This is a genomic window from Aquitalea sp. LB_tupeE (assembly GCF_013391415.1).
GTDB lineage: Bacteria > Pseudomonadota > Gammaproteobacteria > Burkholderiales > Chromobacteriaceae > Aquitalea.
Genome location: NZ_JACAXB010000016.1, coordinates 150,049 through 168,044, shown reverse-complemented (window position 1 = coordinate 168,044; position 17,996 = coordinate 150,049). Strand labels below are relative to the sequence as shown.

Annotated in this window: 16 protein-coding genes; 8 read left to right on the top strand and 8 right to left on the bottom strand. The window is 60.6% G+C overall.

Going from position 1 to position 17,996, the window contains the following annotated elements; genetic code table 11:
* Nucleotides 1–27: 27 nt before the first annotated feature.
* A complete protein-coding gene (locus HWX34_RS08020; RefSeq protein WP_178971757.1) occupies nt 28–906 on the bottom strand; it encodes an HD domain-containing phosphohydrolase in 879 nt (292 codons plus the stop codon).
* A 151-nt stretch (nt 907–1,057) separates the two neighbouring features.
* Here HWX34_RS08020 and HWX34_RS08015 point away from each other — a divergent pair, with 151 nt between their 5' ends.
* Nucleotides 1,058–2,074 (top strand): class I SAM-dependent rRNA methyltransferase, encoded by a 1,017-nt coding sequence (locus tag HWX34_RS08015; RefSeq protein WP_178971756.1) that lies wholly within the window; start codon nt 1,058–1,060, stop codon nt 2,072–2,074.
* A gap of 261 nt (nt 2,075–2,335) precedes the next feature.
* The gene (locus HWX34_RS08010) at nt 2,336–4,201 is read left to right on the top strand and encodes an ABC transporter ATP-binding protein (RefSeq protein ID WP_178971755.1); all 1,866 of its coding nucleotides are present in this window, start codon (nt 2,336–2,338) and stop codon (nt 4,199–4,201) included.
* A gap of 84 nt (nt 4,202–4,285) precedes the next feature.
* Here HWX34_RS08010 and HWX34_RS08005 read toward each other — a convergent pair whose 3' ends face one another.
* Nucleotides 4,286–4,501: a YdcH family protein gene (locus HWX34_RS08005; protein WP_045846319.1), complete on the bottom strand. Its 216-nt coding sequence runs from the start codon at nt 4,499–4,501 to the stop codon at nt 4,286–4,288.
* Nucleotides 4,502–4,763: 262 nt separating this feature from the next.
* Between HWX34_RS08005 and HWX34_RS08000 the strand changes: the two genes are divergently transcribed.
* Entirely contained in the window at nt 4,764–5,897 is a 1,134-nt protein-coding gene (locus tag HWX34_RS08000) for a diguanylate cyclase (RefSeq protein ID WP_178971754.1), read from the top strand.
* Here HWX34_RS08000 and metH read toward each other — a convergent pair.
* Nucleotides 5,885–9,598 carry a methionine synthase gene (gene metH, locus HWX34_RS07995; protein ID WP_178971790.1) on the bottom strand — a complete coding sequence of 1,238 codons (3,714 nt, stop codon included), beginning with the start codon at nt 9,596–9,598 and terminating at the stop codon, nt 5,885–5,887. The two genes, HWX34_RS08000 and metH, sit on opposite strands and share 13 nt — an antisense overlap.
* A 118-nt stretch (nt 9,599–9,716) precedes the next feature.
* Here metH and HWX34_RS07990 point away from each other — a divergent pair, with 118 nt between their 5' ends.
* Nucleotides 9,717–10,481: an ABC transporter substrate-binding protein gene (locus HWX34_RS07990; RefSeq protein WP_178971753.1), complete on the top strand. Its 765-nt coding sequence runs from the start codon at nt 9,717–9,719 to the stop codon at nt 10,479–10,481.
* Between the two features lie 124 nt (nt 10,482–10,605).
* Nucleotides 10,606–11,175, top strand: a complete 570-nt coding sequence (locus HWX34_RS07985) for a YqiA/YcfP family alpha/beta fold hydrolase (RefSeq protein ID WP_178971752.1) — start codon at nt 10,606–10,608, stop codon at nt 11,173–11,175.
* On the opposite strand, the gene HWX34_RS07980 is transcribed toward HWX34_RS07985, so the two are convergent.
* Both HWX34_RS07980 and HWX34_RS07975 read right to left on the bottom strand, forming a co-directional pair.
* Entirely contained in the window at nt 11,144–12,535 is a 1,392-nt protein-coding gene (locus HWX34_RS07980) for an ATP-binding protein (RefSeq protein WP_178971751.1), read from the bottom strand. The genes HWX34_RS07985 and HWX34_RS07980 overlap by 32 nt on opposite strands.
* Nucleotides 12,532–13,071 carry a heme NO-binding domain-containing protein gene (locus HWX34_RS07975; RefSeq protein ID WP_178971750.1) on the bottom strand — a complete coding sequence of 180 codons (540 nt, stop codon included), beginning with the start codon at nt 13,069–13,071 and terminating at the stop codon, nt 12,532–12,534. Before HWX34_RS07975 ends, HWX34_RS07980 begins: the two co-directional genes overlap by 4 nt.
* Before the next feature lie 210 nt (nt 13,072–13,281).
* Here HWX34_RS07975 and HWX34_RS07970 point away from each other — a divergent pair, with 210 nt between their 5' ends.
* Nucleotides 13,282–14,256 (top strand): quinone oxidoreductase, encoded by a 975-nt coding sequence (locus tag HWX34_RS07970; protein WP_178971749.1) that lies wholly within the window; start codon nt 13,282–13,284, stop codon nt 14,254–14,256.
* Nucleotides 14,257–14,487: 231 nt separating this feature from the next.
* Here HWX34_RS07970 and HWX34_RS07965 read toward each other — a convergent pair whose 3' ends face one another.
* The 3 genes from HWX34_RS07965 to HWX34_RS07955 all read right to left on the bottom strand — a co-directional run bounded on the left by HWX34_RS07965 (nt 14,488) and on the right by HWX34_RS07955 (nt 15,724).
* Nucleotides 14,488–14,952 (bottom strand): hypothetical protein, encoded by a 465-nt coding sequence (locus tag HWX34_RS07965; protein ID WP_178971748.1) that lies wholly within the window; start codon nt 14,950–14,952, stop codon nt 14,488–14,490.
* A 77-nt stretch (nt 14,953–15,029) separates the two neighbouring features.
* Entirely contained in the window at nt 15,030–15,407 is a 378-nt protein-coding gene (locus tag HWX34_RS07960; protein WP_178971747.1) for a hypothetical protein, read from the bottom strand.
* Between the two features lie 95 nt (nt 15,408–15,502).
* Nucleotides 15,503–15,724, bottom strand: coding sequence for a hypothetical protein (locus HWX34_RS07955; protein WP_178971746.1), 222 nt, complete (start codon nt 15,722–15,724; stop codon nt 15,503–15,505).
* Between the two features lie 212 nt (nt 15,725–15,936).
* Here HWX34_RS07955 and ompR point away from each other — a divergent pair, with 212 nt between their 5' ends.
* Both ompR and HWX34_RS07945 read left to right on the top strand, forming a co-directional pair.
* Nucleotides 15,937–16,662 carry a two-component system response regulator OmpR gene (gene ompR / locus HWX34_RS07950; protein ID WP_045846341.1) on the top strand — a complete coding sequence of 242 codons (726 nt, stop codon included), beginning with the start codon at nt 15,937–15,939 and terminating at the stop codon, nt 16,660–16,662.
* 3 nt (nt 16,663–16,665) lie between these two features.
* Nucleotides 16,666–17,985, top strand: a complete 1,320-nt coding sequence (locus HWX34_RS07945) for an ATP-binding protein (RefSeq protein WP_370459690.1) — start codon at nt 16,666–16,668, stop codon at nt 17,983–17,985.
* Nucleotides 17,986–17,996 lie beyond the last annotated feature (11 nt).

Here is a 17,996-nt window from a genome sequence, read left to right as displayed (position 1 = left end):
ATCCTCCGGCATGGCATGCGGCATGCCTCAGGCAAACAGCCGCGCCAGCCAGCCGGGCTGAGCAAGCGGCTGCAAGCAGGCAGCGGCTTCCTGCACCAGTTCGGCCACCAGTTCGTGATCCACCGCGGGCCGCTGTACCTGCAAGGCATCACGCTGGCCGGTAGGGGCGAGCCCCAGTCCCGACCCTTGCCGACCAAGACGGTAAGCACCGCCGCAGGAAGGACAATGTACGGTGTCACCATCCTGCATGCGCCGCGGGATGGCGATGATGGGACCGCAGGCCTGGCATTGCTGTAATGGAATACCTGCTTCACTGTGGCCGACGATGTGTTCCAGCTTGCCGGCTTCGCCCAGCGCGATGAAATGCTCGCCACAAGCATGGTCGAACTGGCTGCCCAGATTTTCGCGAATGATGTCCAGCGCCCGCGCAATGGGCATGCCTGCCCGGTAAGGACGGTGGCTGGTCATGGCGTCAAAGGCATCGGCAATGCCGACAATGCGCGCCACCATGGGAATGGCCTCGCCCTTGAGACCTGCCGGATAGCCACGGCCATCCGGGGTTTCGTGATGCATCAGCACTGCGTCCATGGCCAGAGCGGCCAGGGGATGCTCACGCAGCAAATCCGCCCCTTGCTGCGGATGGGTCTTGATCACCGCATACTCGTCATCAGTCAGACGGTCGCGCTTGTTGAGAATCGCATCGGGTACGCCAATCTTGCCAAGATCATGCAGAAAGCCGCCCAGCATGATACGCAGCACCTCGCCGCGCGCCAGCCCCATTTCCTGCGCCAGCAGGCCGGAGAAACGTGACACCCGCCACAAATGGCCTCCGGTGTAGGCATCACGGGTTTCCACCATCATGGCCATGGTGTAGAGGGTTTTGAGTAATTCCTGCGCTGCCTGCATGTTTTGCTCCGCAAAATGGCCACCTGCTGGCCGTAATCTGGCTGTCTGTCATGGGTCGAGCCAGCCAATGAATTCTTACAGCTTAGTGCTAATTTTGAGGCATGCCGCTCAAGGGCTTACAATTGCCCTCATTCCAGAAAGAAAGCCCCTCATGTCCCACACCCTGAGCACCCTGCTGCAAGCCGCCGCCGACCGCCGCAGCGAGCTTGTCAGCCGCCTGCTGGCAGAAGATACCAATAGCTACCGCCTGTTTCATGGCAGTGTGGAAGGGGTATCCGGCCTGACCATAGACCGCTATGGCGATTTGCTGCTGGTGCAAAGCTTCCACCAGTCGCTGAGCGATGAAGAGCTGGCAGAAATCCGCCAGTTCTACGCCGCCAGCCTGCCGGCGCTGCAACTGGTCTACAACGACCGCAGCAATGCCAACTCGCGCATCAGCAATACCCTGAGCCTGGCGGAACAGGCCGTGGCGGAAGAAAACCGCGTAGCACACGAGCTGGGCATCCGCTACCACATCCGCGCCCGCCACAGCGGCCAGGACCCGTGGCTGTTCCTCGACCTGCGCGCCGGTCGCCGCCGTGTGATGCAACTGGCCGAGGGCAAAAGCGTGCTCAACCTGTTTGCCTATACCTGCGGCGTGGGCCTGGCCGCTGCCAAAGGCGGTGCCAGCTTCGTGATGAATGTGGACTTTGCCGAATCCAGCCTGGCGGTGGGCCGGGCCAATGCCAAGCTCAACAGCCTGACCACCCGTCCGCGCTGCGTGCAAAGCGATGCCTTTGCCGCCCTGCGCCAGCTGTCCGGCATCGGCCAGCCCAAGATGGTACGTGGCAAGAAAATGCCACCCTTCCCCACGCTGGAAGCGCGCCAGTTCGACGTGGTTTTCCTCGACCCGCCGCGCTACGCCAAGAGCCCCTTCGGCGTGGTGGACCTGATCAACGACTACCAGGCACTGTTCAAACCCGCCCTGCTGTGCACCGCGCCGGGCGGGGTGCTGATCTGCTGCAATAACGTGGCCCAGGTGGATGGCGCAGCTTGGCTCGACGCACTCAAGCGCAGTGCGGAAAAAGCCGGCCGGCCGATTCAGGCAGTGGAATGGCTCACCCCCGAAGCAGACTTCCCCAGCCTGGATGGCCAGCACCCGCTCAAGATCGTGCAGCTGCACGTCTGATCGCGCTGATAGCACGCTGCCCGGTCTGCTTGGCCGGGCAGTTTTGTTTTTGCCTGCGTCCTTTTCTGCCACCACCCAAAGCGGACAGTGGCACTACGCCAGGAACTGCCAGCAACAAAACTCCACTAAGCTGGCTGCCGTGCTGACAATCGGCCCGTGCCGAGCCATGCAAAAAAAGCATTGCTGACTGCTTCACTTCAAGCTATCGTCATAGCCCCATACAACCTCAACGGACCCCATGTCCGGACAAGGACGATCTTTATGTTTTCCTGGTTTGAAAAACGGGTGGAAGTCTACCCGGATACCCCTCCTGTCCAGCCTCCCAAGGGCTTCTTTCCTTTTGTTTGGTCCGCCACCAGCGGCATGCGCCCCTACATCCTGTGCATGACCCTGCTGACCGCGACCATTGGTGCTTTTGAAGCCTTGCTGTTTTCCATGCTGGGCTCGGTGGTGGACTGGCTCAGCCATGTGGCGCCCTCCCACCTGTGGACGCAGGAACGCGAACATTTGCTGCTGCTGGGCGGCATCTTGCTGGCCAGTCCGGTACTGATTGCGCTGCAGGCCATGTTCAAATACCAAAGCCTGTTCGGCAATTTCCCCATGCGGCTGCGCTGGCAGTTCCACCGCCATCTGCTGGGGCAAAGCATGAGCTTTTATCAGGACGAATTTGCCGGGCGGGTGGCGGCCAAGGTGATGCAGACCGCGCTGGCGGTACGCGACACCGTGCTGATCATCACCGACATCCTGGTATTCGTGGTGATCTACTTCATCACCATGGTGGCCGTGGTAGGCAGCTTCGATCGCGTCCTGCTACTGCCCTTTGTCGGCTGGCTGCTGCTGTATGTCGCCACCCTGGCCTTTTTTGTACCACGGCTGGGCAAGGCATCCACCCGGCAGGCCGATGCACGTTCGCTGATGACCGGCCGGGTGACCGATGCCTACACCAATATCGCCACGGTGAAGCTGTTTTCCCAGGGCCAGCGTGAAGCCGCCTTCACCAAAAGCGCCATGCAGGAATTCATGCAGACAGCCTATGGCCAGATGCGCCTGGTGAGCGGCTTTGAAATCGTCAACCACATCCTGAGCATGGGGCTGATTGCCAGCACCGCTGGTGCCACCCTGTGGCTGTGGACCCAGGGCGAGGTGGGCATTGGTGCGGTGGCAGCCGCCACTGCCATGGCCCTGCGTCTAAACGGGGTGTCGCACTGGATCATGTGGGAAATGTCCAGCCTGTTCGAAAACATCGGCACGGTACATGACGGCATCAGCACCCTGTCGCGCCCGGTGGCCATTGTGGACAAGCCTGATGCCAGCGCCTTGCAGGTAACACGCGGTGAAGTCCGTTTCGAGCAGGTACGCTTTTCCTATGGCGGCGAACGTACCATCGTGGACGGGCTGAACCTTACCATCCGCCCAGGCGAAAAAATCGGCCTGGTGGGGCGCAGCGGCGCGGGCAAATCCACCATCGTCAATCTGATGTTGCGGTTTTACGATGTGGAGCAAGGCCGTATCCTGATTGACGGCCAGGACATTGCCGCAGTCACGCAGGACAGCCTGCGCGCGCAAATCGGCATGGTGACGCAAGACACCTCGCTGTTGCACCGCTCGGTACGCGACAACCTGCTGTATGGCCGGCCGGATGCCAGCGACGCAGACATGATCCATGCTGCGCGCCAGGCCGAAGCGCATGACTTCATCCTGTTGCTGACCGACCCCAAGGGTAGGCGTGGCTACGATGCCCATGTCGGTGAGCGCGGCGTAAAACTGTCCGGTGGCCAGCGCCAGCGCGTCGCCATTGCGCGGGTGATGCTGAAGGACGCGCCCATCCTGCTGCTGGACGAAGCCACCAGCGCGCTGGATTCGGAAGTGGAAGCCGCCATCCAGGGCAGCCTGTACCGGCTGATGGAAGGCAAGACGGTGATTGCCATTGCCCACCGCCTGTCCACCATTGCCGCCATGGACCGCCTGATCGTGCTGGATCAGGGCCGGGTAGTGGAAGAAGGCGACCACGCCAGCCTGCTGGCCAAGGGCGGACTGTATGCCCGGTTGTGGGCGCACCAGAGTGGCGGTTTTCTGGGAGAAGAAACCGACGAGGAGATTCGCCCTGGAGAACTGGACCCAGCCTGATGTCCCACATCATTTACTTTGCTGCAATAAAAAACCCGCCAACTGGCGGGTTTTTGGCTTCTTGCCTATGTGGTGATCAGGCGATCAGGCATCGGCCTTTTTCAGAATCACATACAGCTCGTCCTTGAGCTTGAGCTTTTCCTTCTTCAGCACTTCCACATCGAACTGGCTGCCTTTTTCTATGCCGGCTTCAATGTTCTTGATGGTCTGGTCCAATTCATTGTGCTTGTTGAACAGGCGGCTGAAGTGGTCGTCTTCGGTTTTCAGTTTGCTGATCAGTTCACGGAATTCTGGAAACATCGGCTTCTCCTGGTGGGTGTCCTGAGTGGCGTCATGCCACCTGATTACGATTTCATGCTAGACCCGGTGCCAGCCGGCTTTCTTGATCTAGAGCATATGCGCGGCAGACATCTGTATTGTGCCCGCCCATGCCGGCAACGCAAGTCGGCGCGGTGTGACTTCCTGCACTTATGTCCAGTCGACCACCTCTGTGCAAGCCGCCACGATGCTGCGATGCCCTCATAACAACAATTTATGCAGTTCAACATCGCAAGGAGACAGCATGAGGCGCCTTCTGGCTCGGGATGCCGACTTCCAGCATCAATCCTTCCTTGAATTACGGCCAATTGCCGTATATCTGCAGATATTAGGCATATTGGCCTGGCTGGCTTCACTGCTATTCAGTCATCGTTACCGTCAGATAGACAACCTGAATGCCGTACTGGTTTGTCTGATCATGCTCATTGGCGTGCTGTTGTCCCACCACGCCAGCCATCACCGCACCTTGTTATTGGGCATGTTGCTGTATCTGGGAGGGCTGGCGCTGGGTTTTCGGCTGAACATGCTGATTGTCACCGATCCCTCCCCCTGGGCCATTTCCATTGCGGTATGCATCTCACTGACCATGGCCCCGGTCTTTCATCACACACCGGCCTTCCTGTTGGCCAGCACCGGTATCTGGGCGGTGCTGTTGCAGGGCACACAGGGCGACCCGCGCCTGTGGGCGCAGGACTCATGGGTGATCTTGCTGATCGTGACCAGTACCACGTCAGGCCTGATGCTGAATATCCTGTTTCGCCGCTTGCGACTACGCGACTTTACCGTGCGCTGCGAACTGGAAGCCCTGGCCTTCCAGGATGTCCTCACCGGCATCGACAACCGGCGCAGCCTGCTGGAAAAAATGCAGGCCTGGTACCCGGCCCAGCTTGGTTACTTTCTGATGGTGGATATCGACGATTTCAAAAGCGTGAACGACGATTTCGGCCACGATGCCGGCGATAAGGTATTGCAAGACATCGCCGCCCTGCTGAGCCGCCATCCGGAGGTGTCACTGTGCGGACGGCTGGGCGGGGAGGAGTTCGGCCTGTTCACCCGTCTGAGCGACCATGGTCAGGTACAGCGACTTGCCTGCCAGCTGATTCAGCAGGTCAATCAGTGTCGTATCCAGCATCGTCAGCTCTCCATCAGCATCGGTATTGTCAGCATGGACGGACGCATCGGGCTGAGTGCGGCACTGCGTGAAGCAGACCGTGCCTTGTATCAGGCCAAACGCAATGGCAAGAACCGCCATGTCTTTGCAACAAGCAGCGACGATGCCGTAACACCACTCACGCTACAGCCCAAAGCGGACGTGGCAATGAAAAAGCCGCCCGAAGGCGGCTTGTCGGTGACTCATTCGAAAACTCAGGCATCGTAGCCCAGGTTGGGTGCCAGATCGCGCTCGGCCTGTTCCAGCGTCACACCACGGCGCTGGGCGTAGCTTTGCACCTGGTCCTTTTCCACCTTGCCCACACCGAAGTAACGCGACTCCGGGTGACTGAAGTAGAAGCCGGACACGGCGGCGGTGGGCAGCATGGCGTAGCCCTCGGTCAGCGTCATGCCGATGCCCGGTGCGTCGAGCAGGGCAAACAGTTCCTTCTTCACCGTATGGTCCGGGCAGGCCGGGTAGCCGGGTGCCGGGCGGATGCCGCGGTATTTCTCGTCGATCAAGGCTTCGTTGTCCAGCGCCTCGTCGGCGGCATAGCCCCAGAACTCGCGCCGCACGCGCTGGTGCATCAGCTCGGCAAAGGCTTCGGCCAGCCGGTCGGCCAGGGCTTTGAGCAGGATGGCCGAGTAATCGTCGTTGGCCTCTTCAAAACGCTTCACATGCGGCTCAATGCCGATGCCGGCGGTGACGGCAAAGGCGCCGATATAGTCTTCTACGCCGCTGCCAGCCGGGGCGATGTAGTCGGCCAACGCCCAGTTGGCTTTGCCATCCGTCTTGGGCAGCTGCTGACGCAGGCCCACCCAGGTCATCTGGCTGGCGCTGCCGTCCACGCTGCGGATGTCGATATCGTCATCGTTCACCGTGGCGGCCGGGAACAGGCCGATCACCGCATTGGCGGCGAGCCAGTTTTCGCTGATGATTTGCGCGAGCATGGTTTGCGCGTCGGCATACAGGCTGCGGGCGGATTCGCCGACGATCTCGTCATCCAGAATGCGCGGAAAACGCCCAGCCAGCTCCCAGCTCTGGAAGAAGGGCGTCCAGTCGATGAAGGCGGCAATCTCGGCCAGCGGATAATTTTCGAAGCGGCGCACACCCAGCCACTGCGGCTTGGGCGGGGTGTAGCTGGCCCAGTCGGTGGCCTGCTTGTTGGCGCGGGCGGCCTCCAGGCTGACCACCTTGCGCTGGGCCTTATTGGCATGGCCTTCGCGCGCGCGCTGGTACTCGGCCGCCACTTCGGCCACAAAGCCATCACGCAGGGTGTCGGACAGCAGGTTGGAGCACACCCCCACCGCACGGCTGGCATCCGGCACATAAATAACCGGGTGCTGGTAGTGCGGGGCAATCTTCACCGCCGTGTGCACCTTGGAAGTGGTGGCACCGCCAATCAGCAGCGGAATATCAAAGCCCTGACGCTGCATTTCCTTGGCCACATGGCTCATCTCTTCCAGGCTTGGGGTAATCAGGCCGGACAGGCCGATGATGTCGGCCTTGTGTTCGCGTGCGGCATCCAGAATGGTCTGGCACGGCACCATCACGCCTAGGTCTATCACCTTGTAGTTGTTACAGCGCAGCACCACGCCGACGATGTTCTTGCCGATGTCGTGCACATCGCCCTTGACCGTGGCCATGATGATGACGCCCTTGGCCGGGGCGTCGGCCAGGCCCATGCGGATTTTTTCTTCTTCGATGAAGGGCTCCAGATGCGCCACGGCGGCCTTCATCACGCGGGCGGATTTCACCACCTGCGGCAGGAACATCTTGCCGGCACCAAACAGGTCGCCCACCACGTTCATGCCGTCCATCAACGGGCCTTCGATCACGTGGATCGGACGTTCGCTCTTGAGGCGGACTTCCTCGGTGTCTTCGACGATATAAGTGGTGATGCCCTTGACCAGCGCGTGCTCCAGCCGCTTTTCCACCGGCCACTCACGCCAGGCCAGGTCTTCGGCCTTCTTCTCGCCTGCCGCCTCGCCCTTGAAGCGTTCGGCCAGCGCGATCAGGTGCTCGGTGGCATCGCCGCCATCCCTGGGCGTGCGCATCAGCACCACGTCTTCGATGCGCTCGCGCAGTTCCTTGTCCACCTCGTCATACACTTCCAGCGCCCCGGCATTGACGATGCCCATGGTCATGCCGCGCTGGATGGCGTGGTAGAGGAAGACGGCGTGAATGGCCTCGCGCACCTTGTTGTTGCCACGGAAGGAGAAGGACACATTGGACACGCCGCCGGATACCTTGGCGTGCGGCAGATTCTGGTGAATCCAGCCGGTGGCTTCGATAAAGTCCAGGCCGTAACGGGCGTGTTCTTCAATACCGGTGGCGACGGCAAAGATATTGGGGTCGAAGATGATGTCTTCCGGCGGGAAGCCGACTTCATCCACCAGAATGCGGTAGCTCTTTTCGCAGATTTCCACCTTGCGGGCGTAGGTGTCGGCCTGGCCTTTTTCGTCGAAGGCCATCACGATCACCGCCGCGCCATAGCGGCGCAGCAGGCGGGCTTGTTGCTTGAACTTGTCCACCCCCTCCTTCATGGAGATGGAGTTGACGATGCCCTTGCCCTGAATGCACTTGAGGCCGGCCTCGATCACCTCCCACTTGGAGGAGTCGATCATGATGGGCACGCGGGCGATGTCCGGCTCGGCGGCAATCAGCTTGAGGAAGCGATCCATCGCCGCCAGCGCATCCAGCATGCCCTCGTCCATATTGATGTCGATGATCTGCGCGCCGTTTTCCACCTGCTGCCGCGCCACATCCAGCGCGGTGGCGTAGTCGCCGTTCAGAATCAGCTTGGCAAAGGCGCGGCTGCCGGTGACGTTGGTGCGCTCGCCCACATTGACGAACAGATCGTTGTCGCCAATATTGAACGGCTCCAGCCCGGACAGGCGGCACTTGGCTTCAATCTGCGGCAGCGCGCGCGGCGCCATGCCGTCCACTGCATTGGCGATGGCGGCGATATGCTCCGGCGTGGTGCCGCAACAGCCACCGACGATATTGATCAGGCCGGACTCGGCCCATTCGCGCACATACTCGCCCATGGCCGCCGGTTCCAGGTCGTAACCACCAAAGGCATTGGGCAGACCGGCATTGGCATGTACCGACACATAGGTGGCCGACACGCGCGACAGTTCTTCCACATAGGGACGCAGCAGGTCCGGCCCCAGCGCGCAGTTGAGTCCGAAGGACATGGCATCGGCGTGCGACAGGCTGTTGTAGAAGGCCTCGGTGGTCTGGCCGGTCAGCGTGCGGCCGGACTGGTCGGTAATGGTTCCCGACACCATGATGGGCAGACGGGCCAGCTCCGGGTGATCATCAAAATACTGGTGGATGGCGAACACCGCCGCCTTGGCGTTCAGTGTGTCGAAAATGGTCTCCACCAGCAGGAAATCCGCTCCGCCCGTCACCAGGCCGTCGATGGCCTCGGTATAGCTGGTGACCAGTTCGTCAAAGCTGACATTGCGATAACCGGGGTCGTTCACGTCCGGGCTGATGCTGGCGGTACGGTTGGTCGGCCCCAGCACCCCGGCACAGAAACGCGGCTTGGCCGGATTTTTTGCGGTTTGCGCAACACACAGTTCCTTCACCAGCCGGGCTGCTGCGTGGTTGATCTCCCACACCAGGCTTTCCATCCGGTAGTCGGCCATGGCAATCGAGGTGGCATTGAAGGTATTGGTTTCAATGATGTCGGCCCCGGCATCCAGATAAGCCTGATGAATGCCGCCAATGACATCCGGCCGGGTCAGCACCAGCAGGTCGTTATTGCCTTTGACGTCACAGGACCAGTCGGCAAACCGCTCGCCACGGTAATCCGCTTCTTGCAGCGCATGGCGCTGGATCATGGTGCCCATGCCGCCATCCAGGATCAGGATGCGCTGGGACAGCTGGGAAAATACCGGATGCGTGGGTTTTTTGGTCATGGCAAACAGGCTGTATGGTGAAGAACGAATAGGTGGCACACTCATGGTGCGGCCGAACAGTTTACCATTGCACTTGGAACTGTCAGACAACTAACTAAGAAGAAGAGAGTACAAGCTTATGGTTGCTTTGAATAAGACTTGGCCGTTACTGCTTGCGGGAGCAGTACTCAGCCTGCCAATCCATGCATCGGGCATATTAAGGATTGGGGTTTCCGATTCTGACGCACCGCCCATTGTGGTGCTGACACCAGACAACCAGAACCTGGCCAGTGGGCTGATCAAGGAACTGGGGGATGCCCTGGCCGGCGAGCTGGGCTTGAAAGCCCGTTATGTGGTGATTGCCCGCAAACGGGTGGAAAGCACCATCGAAACCGGCAAGGTCAATATCGTGTGCAATGCCAACCCGGAATGGTATGGCAATGCCACCCGGCTGGGCTGGACACGCGAATTCTACCCGCAGATCGAGCGGGTGCTGTCGCTCAAGGGCCTGCCTGACATCCATCAGGCCGACGAAATGGTAGGCAAGCGCATTGGCACCATCCGTGGTTACAGTTATCCCACGCTGGAGCACCTGTGGGCAGTGGGGCGCACCACACGTGTGGATGAACCGCGGCTGGACCTGCTGGTGAAGTCCTTGCAGAAAAAGCTGACCGACCTTGCCATTTCCTCGGAACTGGAAATTGCCTGGTGGGCCAAAACCAATCCGGATGAAGCCCGTCAGTTCAAGCAACATCCGCTGACCGTCACCTACATGCCCACCATGTGCGCTGTCGCGCCGCAATCGGCCATCAGCACCGACCGACTGAACCAGGGCATTGAAGCCATGCGACGCAGTGGCAAACTGAAAGCCATTCTGAAATCTTATTCCTGGCAGGCTGAATAGCCCGATACCCCCGGCAAGCTTGTGTTGCATCAAATTTGTTTCACGTGAAACAGACAATGCTTGCCAAGCCAGACAAAAACGGCAAACCTCTGGGCTTGCCGTTTTTTGATGATGATTTCAGCACATGAATATCGTTTACCTGCACGGATTCAATTCCGGCCCCCAATCGCTCAAAGCCGAGGAAACCCGGCGCTTCTTGCAGCAATACGCGCCGCAGGTGCAACTGCACTGCCCGCGCCTGTCTTCCCATCCGGCCAGCGCCATTGCCGAGGCCGAAACACTGCTGCTGTCGCTGCCCGCCGATACCTGCCTGATCGGCAGTTCGCTGGGCGGCTTCTATGCGACGGTACTGGCTGAAAAACACGGCAGGAAAGCCGCCCTGATCAACCCGGCCATTACCCCGCATCTGGATTTGCAACGCTATCTGGGCCCGCAAACCAACCCGTACACCGGTGAACAATACGTACTGGGGGATGCCGACATGCATGCCCTGCGCAACATGCAGCCGCAAGGTATTACCAAGGGGTGCTACTGGTTGTGGCTGGGTAGCGCCGACGCCGTACTGCCGTGGCAGCAGGCTGCGCGCTGCTATAGCGGTCAGCGGCAAACCGTGTTCAACGGCGATGATCACCGGCTGGCGCGCTGGCCAGAGTGTCTTCCGGCTACGCTTGCGTGGATGCAGCAGGCAGATTGAGTCGCCCCAGTCCACGCTGCATGGCGGCAGACAAACGCTCCAGGCTGACCGGTTTGGACAGGAAGTCATCCATGCCGGCCTGCTGGCAGCGCTCACGGTCTTCATCAAAGGCATTCGCCGTCAGGGCAATGATGTGAGGTTGCTGCGCCAGTGCGGTCTGGCGAATGGCGCGGGTGGCATCCAGGCCATCCATCTCCGGCATTTGCATGTCCATCAACACCAGCTCTATCCCGCCCTGACAGACTTGCTCCAGCGCCTGACGACCATTGGCAGCCAGTTGCACATCGCGGTAGCCCAGCTTGTCCAGCAGCTTCAGGATCAGTTTCTGGTTGACCGTATTGTCCTCGGCCACCAGCACTGATACCGGCTGGTTTGCTACCGCCACAGGCGCAACTGCCGGCTGTGGCTCGCTATTGTCCTGCACCGGGGCAGCCACCGCCGTGGCCACCCAGTAGACACTGAAACAACTCCCTTCGCCCGGCCCACTGCTGACATCAATGCGCCCACCCATGGCTTCGGCCAGACGGCGGCAAATGGCCAGGCCTAAACCGGTACCGCCATAGCGGCGGGTGGTGGTGGAGTCGGCCTGTTCAAATGCGGTGAATACCTTGCTCATCTGCTCCGGGGTCATACCGATGCCGGTATCGCGTACATCCAGCTGCAAACGCAGCATGTCAAAAGTGTCTTCCAGCGGTGCCATCGACACCGTGACAGTAATACCGCCCTGATGGGTAAACTTGATGGCATTGCTCAAGAGATTACTGGTGATCTGGCGCAGGCGCGTGGCGTCCCCCAGCAGCCAGGCATTGCCTGACGGACGCTGCCAGGCAACAGTCAGCCCCGCTTCGGTTGCCTTGGGCTCAAACAGGTTCACCACACTGTCCACCAAACTGAACAGATTGTACGGACGCTGTTCCAGCGTGAGTTTGCCGGCATCAATCTTGGAGAGGTCAAGAATGTCATTGATCAGGGCCAGCAGCGAACTGCCGCATTCTTTCAGGGTAGCCACCTGATCACCCTGCTCGGCCGTCAACTGGCTATGGGATAACAACTCGGCCATGCCCAGCACGCCATTGAGCGGGGTGCGGATTTCGTGGCTCATCACCGCCAGGAACTCGGACTTGGCCTTGGCCGCCATTTCGGCCTTGAGCAAGGCCTCGGACAGCTGAGCCATCCGCCATTCCACAATCTTTTCCAGCTGCGCCGCCACGGTGGACAGCTCGAAATTGGCGTCATACAAGGCGCGGCTACGCTGTTCCAGCAGGCTTTCCGCCTCTTTACGGGCTGTTTTCTCACGCAGATAGCGCTTTTGATAACGTTGCAACTGGTCCTGCAAGTGCGCCAGCTCACTGTCAGTCATAGCAACTCCACGACAAAACGCACTTCACTACCCTCTGCATTCAATGGCTCGGTAGTGATACGGCCTTGTTCGGAAAAATGATCCAGCGCCCCCTGGATCAGTCCGGAGGCAAGCGGGGCCAGACAACGTGGCGAGCGGTACAGCAGGGTCATCTGCTTTTCGTCAGACTGCACAACCTGAATGTCAGGAAGCTGGGCGTCGGGATACAGTTTTTGCACCTCCAGGTGGATATGTTTTTCGATACTTTCCAGCACCATGAAACTACTGGTGCAGGCCTGGATGCTGTATGGATAAAGCGTGGCAAAGCGTCCAAACAGATAATGCCCGAAGTGAAAAACCAGCTCTGGCACACGCATGCCACTGCGCTGCGACAAGGCAGAAACCATGGCCACCAGCTCGGCAAACGGATAGTTGCCCACCGCGGTATAGGCACCGCCAGATTTGATCTGCGCATCCTCGATGATGTCGTCCACCATATCAGCGGAAAAACGCGCCTCCACCATTTCCATGAATTCGGTAAACACCACGCCTTTCATGCGCTACCCTTTCCTGTTTCCCGCCCGTCGCCCCTTGCCCCTGTATCGCACAGCACAATGTCAGGGATTGATTCAATGTAGAAACAAATACAGGTAAATACCAAGCAGTAATCCTTGAAAAACATACTGTTCAGCACAAGGCGCTTGCCGGTGCAAAGCAGCCAGGTGCAGACTCGACACTTCTTCAATCGGCCAGGCAAGGGAGGCAAGATGAGCCAGGCAATCCGTTTTCATCAGCATGGCGGCCCGGAAGTACTGCAACTGGAGCACATGGATGTGGGCCAGCCCGGGCCGGGTGAAGTCCTGCTGCGCCACAACGCCATCGGCATCAACTTCATTGATACCTACCAGCGTGGCGGTTTGTATCCGGTCAGCCTGCCCAGTGGCCTGGGTAGTGAAGCTGCCGGAACCGTGCTGGCGGTTGGCGAAGGGGTCAGTCATGTGGCGGTGGGCGACCGGGTGGCTTACGCAGGCGGCCCGCTGGGTGCCTACAGCAGCGAACGGCTGATTCCGGCCGCCGTACTGGTGAAGCTGCCGGACAACATCAGCGACGAGGTGGCCGCCTGCATCATGCTGCAAGGCATGACGGTGGAGTACCTGATTCGCCGTACCTTTGCCGTACAGCCCGGCATGACTGTGCTGTGGCATGCCGCAGCCGGTGGCGTGGGCCAGATTGCCGTGCAATGGCTGCATGCGCTGGGCGTCAACGTAATCGGTACCGTCGGCTCCACTGCCAAAGGGGAGCTGGCGCGACAACTGGGTTGCCAGCATGTCATCAATTACAACCAGGAAGATGTGGCGGCACGCGTGCGCGAGATTACCGGCGGACAAGGCGTGCCGGTGGTCTATGACTCGGTGGGGAAAAGCACCTTCGAGATGTCGCTGAACAGCCTGGCACCGCGCGGCACCTTTGTCAGCTTTGGCAATGCCTCTGGTGCCGTACCGGCGTTCGAGCCACTGCTGCTGTCGCAAAAGGGTTCATTGTTTTTCACCCGTCCCAAACTGGGTGACTACGTGGCCAGCCGCAGCGAACTGGAAGCCTCGGCCCAGGCCCTGTTTGCCCGCATTGGCGACGGCAGCATCAAAGTGACGCCTTCGGCGCGCTATGCCCTGGCGGACGCAGCACAGGCGCACCGCGACCTGGAAAGCCGCCGCACCACCGGCTCGCTGATCCTGTTGCCCTGAAACCGCGCCATCCAGGCTGCTGACAAAGTAATCGGTTCGATTACACAGGACCCGGCAAAGCCGGGCCTTACGACCAAGCACCTGATTCCGCAGCCTTCCCGTCTAATCCCAATCCCCCCGCCCTTTCCCTGAAAGGGAGCCTCGCTTTCTTTTCAGAAAGCGAGAGGGGGTTTGTCAACAAGTTGAAAAGACCCGGCGCTGCCGGGTCTTTTCGGATAAATAACACCAAAGTTAGCGGCGCGGCGCCGGAGGGCTGGCCGCAGCCGGAGCAGGAATCAGTGCCTTGCGCACACATTCACGGCCCTGCTGGCCAGCGGTTTCGGCACATTGCCATTCGGCAGTGGCACGTTGTTCGCAACGCGCCTTGTTACTGGCATGGCTGCAATCCGCCTCCGGCATGCGTTCCCGTATGCAAGCGCGACGTGCCGGCCCTTCACTGCCATCACACGCTTGTTGCGCCGCCTGCAAGGCCTCGCATTGCCGCGCGTTGCGACTGCGCTTGCAACTGAGCGCCGGCGTATATTGTTCGATACAAGCACGTGCAGGCCCGTCTTTCATATCGTTACAGCTCAGCCAGGCCTGCCGGTGACTGGCACAACGCTGTGGTGCCATGGCCTTGTCACAATCGGGCGCAGCTGCCAGCACCAGCGCCGACGGCAAAAGCAGCAGGCCGATCATGCAGCACACGCTGCGCATATGAATCCATTTTCCCCAAGCTGTGTTCAAAGCCGCGTCCTTGCCAATGGCAATCCCCGGCGCACCATGCAACCGGGTCAATCGTTCTGGTATTGCTCCTGCGCCTTTTGCCGTTTGTCGCGCCAGAAATTACGCTGCACCGGCGAAGGTGGGGGCGGACGAGAGAAGCCATCCGGGCCATATCGCTCCACGCCGTTTCCGGGAACCGGTGACATTGGCGGTCCAGGATGCTTGCGCTGCAAACGGCGCGCATCTTCCGGTGACAAATCACCGGCTTGCACCGCTTCTTTCAGGCGCAAATTACGCAAACGGCGCTCTTCACCGGACGGTGGCCGGCCCTGATGCGGGAACTCCGTCGCGCCGTCCTGCATGCCATCCGGGCCCTGTGCAGCCACCGGCAAGGCAAATGCCGTCACCGAAGCAAACAGCAAGACATATATGGCATGGTACTTCATGGCGGTATTTTAACCTGACATCAGGCCTCCTGCCACGACGATGCTTGGGAATCGAGGCAGAAGGCGGGTGGGACACACGGCGGCTGCCGCGGGATTCATTTCTCGTCTGTCGGACGGCGCATGCTGTAAGGCGGGTTGGCTGCCGGCTCGCCCATGGCGGTGGCTGGTGGCATCGCCAGGCTGGCCTGGGCTTGGGCTTGCTGGCGGGCTTCGCGGATATCCGCACCATTGCCACCGCGTTCATCGGCACGGGCCAGCGCAGGCAGCAGCAGCGCAGACGCGATCACTGTGATGCAAATCAGGGATTTGTTACTCATGATGTACTCCGGCGTGCAGGACACAATGGCAGTGTAGAAGCCGCTCTTTGCCCAACCGTGTGCCCTATGTTACCAAATGTTAACTAATGTGAATGGCCATCAGGGTTTAACAGAAATTCATGAACGCCCATCGCCGCCAGGCCCGCAGCACGTTAAGCTTTGCCATTAGCATGACGGCTGTCACACTCCGCCGCGCCATCAAGGAAAATATCATGGAACACAACAAGATTCTGATCGTCGATGACGACGCCAAGCTGCGCGAACTGCTTACCCGCTATCTGGGCCAGCAAGGCTATGTCGTGGACACCCTGCCGGACGCGCGCGAACTGGACCGCAAACTGGCACGCAACCGCCCGGACCTGATGGTGCTGGACGTGATGATGCCCGGTGACGACGGCCTGGCCGTGGTACGCCGCCTGCGCGCCCAGGGCGAAACCGTGCCGGTGATCATGCTGACCGCGCGCGGGGAAGATGTGGACCGCATCCTCGGCCTGGAAATGGGTGCGGACGACTACCTGCCCAAACCGTTCAACCCGCGCGAACTGACCGCCCGCATCCAGTCGGTTTTGCGTCGCCATCATGCCACTCCGGCGCTGGCGGCCCGTCACGAATCCGACGAAATCATCGAGTTTGGCGACTTCCAGCTCAATCTGGGCCGCCGCGAACTGCAAAAAAACCAGCAGGTGCTGCCGCTGACTACGGCGGAATTTGCCGTACTGACCGTGCTGGCCACCCATCCGCGCCGCCCGCTCACCCGCGAGCAATTGATGGAAATGGCACTGGGCAAGGGCAATGGCGAATCGCTGGACCGCAGCATCGACGTGCACATCTCCCGCCTGCGCAAGGCACTGGAAGCGGGGGACAGCCCGCTGCGCTTCATCCAGACGGTGTGGGGTTATGGCTATGTCTTTGTGCCTGACGGCAGCGAGCGGGAGTAAGCCGTGCTGCGACGCCTTGCCGGTTCCCTGCTGTTTCGCCTGATCGTACTGGTGGTGGTGGTGGTGGTCACCACCCAGGTGGTGACGGTCTACATTGCCGCTGGCGAGCGCCACAAGCTGATGGACAAGCAGCTCTATGCCCAGGTGGTGGATACCTTGGCGTTTCTGGAGGGTTCGATGGACAACATGAACCCGGCCCAGCGCAGCGCTTTTCTGGCCAGCTACAACCGCCCCGGCCTGCCGCGTCTGCTGCCGCAGGAATCGGCCCCCCGCCAACAGTTTGACAAGGAACTGCCCCGCGTGGCCGACAGCCTGGTCAGCCGCCTGAGCAAGGGTCTGGGGGACACCGTGCACGGTTACATGGTGCACCGCGAAGACCGCAACGAGCTGTGGGTGAACGTGCATGTGCTGGACACCCCGTACTGGCTGGTGATTCCGTTTGGCCGCTATAGCGACCGCCCTATTTATTCGCTGATCCAGGCTGCACTGCTGGCTACCGTGCTGGCCATCCTGCTGGCGTCGCTGGTGGCATGGCGCATCACCCGCCCCATCAGCAAGGTAGTGGTGGCCTCGCGTGAGCTGGCAGGTGGCAAGCTGCCCTCACCACTGGCCGAAGACGGCCCGCGCGAGCTGATTGCCCTGGCACGCGGCTTCAACCACATGGCCAGCGCGCTGGACAATGCCGCACGGGAGCGCCGCCTGATGCTGGCCGGCCTGTCACACGACCTGCGCACGCCGCTGACCCGGCTGAAACTGATGCTGGAGCTGCAAGACAGCGGCCCGGACACACCGGACATGCTGGCGGATATCGACGAGCTGTCGCGCATAGTACGCCAGTTCATCGACTTTGCCCGCGCCGAGGAATCCGCCCGGCTGGAGCCGGTAGCCCTGGCGGAACTGGCCGACAGCGTGGTGGCCCGCTTTGGCCGCAGCGGGCTGGATGTCCACCTTGATCGCCTGGCAGAACCGGAGCTGCAGGCTGATGCGCTGGCGCTGGAAAGGCTGTTGTCCAACCTGCTGGAAAATGCCCGGCGTTACGGCAAACCGCCACTGCGGGTGGAGGTGGCATGCCAGGACAATATGGCCATGCTCAGCGTGATCGACCATGGTGCCGGCATTCCGGCGGCACTGCGTGAGTCGGCCCTGGCACCGTTCGAGCGTCTGGCCGAACACCGCGGTACCGATGGCGGCAGCGGCCTGGGGCTGGCCATCGTCTCGCGGGTGGTCAAGCAGCACCACGGCCAACTACGCTTTGTTGACGAGGCCGACGGTGGCTTCCGGGTATGCATCCTGCTGCCGCTCAACGCAGCAGCTGCCGCCTGAAACTGGCTGGC

Bases quoted from the DNA above. Each gene is read 5' to 3' on its own strand.
- HWX34_RS08020 (WP_178971757.1), bottom strand. From the start codon at position 906: ATGCAGGCAGCGCAGGAATTACTCAAAACCCTCTACACCATGGCCATG.
- HWX34_RS08015 (WP_178971756.1), top strand. From the start codon at position 1,058: ATGTCCCACACCCTGAGCACCCTGCTGCAAGCCGCCGCCGACCGCCGC.
- HWX34_RS08010 (WP_178971755.1), top strand. From the start codon at position 2,336: ATGTTTTCCTGGTTTGAAAAACGGGTGGAAGTCTACCCGGATACCCCT.
- HWX34_RS08005 (WP_045846319.1), bottom strand. From the start codon at position 4,501: ATGTTTCCAGAATTCCGTGAACTGATCAGCAAACTGAAAACCGAAGAC.
- HWX34_RS08000 (WP_178971754.1), top strand. From the start codon at position 4,764: ATGAGGCGCCTTCTGGCTCGGGATGCCGACTTCCAGCATCAATCCTTC.
- metH (WP_178971790.1), bottom strand. From the start codon at position 9,598: ATGACCAAAAAACCCACGCATCCGGTATTTTCCCAGCTGTCCCAGCGC.
- HWX34_RS07990 (WP_178971753.1), top strand. From the start codon at position 9,717: ATGGTTGCTTTGAATAAGACTTGGCCGTTACTGCTTGCGGGAGCAGTA.
- HWX34_RS07985 (WP_178971752.1), top strand. From the start codon at position 10,606: ATGAATATCGTTTACCTGCACGGATTCAATTCCGGCCCCCAATCGCTC.
- HWX34_RS07980 (WP_178971751.1), bottom strand. From the start codon at position 12,535: ATGACTGACAGTGAGCTGGCGCACTTGCAGGACCAGTTGCAACGTTAT.
- HWX34_RS07975 (WP_178971750.1), bottom strand. From the start codon at position 13,071: ATGAAAGGCGTGGTGTTTACCGAATTCATGGAAATGGTGGAGGCGCGT.
- HWX34_RS07970 (WP_178971749.1), top strand. From the start codon at position 13,282: ATGAGCCAGGCAATCCGTTTTCATCAGCATGGCGGCCCGGAAGTACTG.
- HWX34_RS07965 (WP_178971748.1), bottom strand. From the start codon at position 14,952: ATGCGCAGCGTGTGCTGCATGATCGGCCTGCTGCTTTTGCCGTCGGCG.
- HWX34_RS07960 (WP_178971747.1), bottom strand. From the start codon at position 15,407: ATGAAGTACCATGCCATATATGTCTTGCTGTTTGCTTCGGTGACGGCA.
- HWX34_RS07955 (WP_178971746.1), bottom strand. From the start codon at position 15,724: ATGAGTAACAAATCCCTGATTTGCATCACAGTGATCGCGTCTGCGCTG.
- ompR (WP_045846341.1), top strand. From the start codon at position 15,937: ATGGAACACAACAAGATTCTGATCGTCGATGACGACGCCAAGCTGCGC.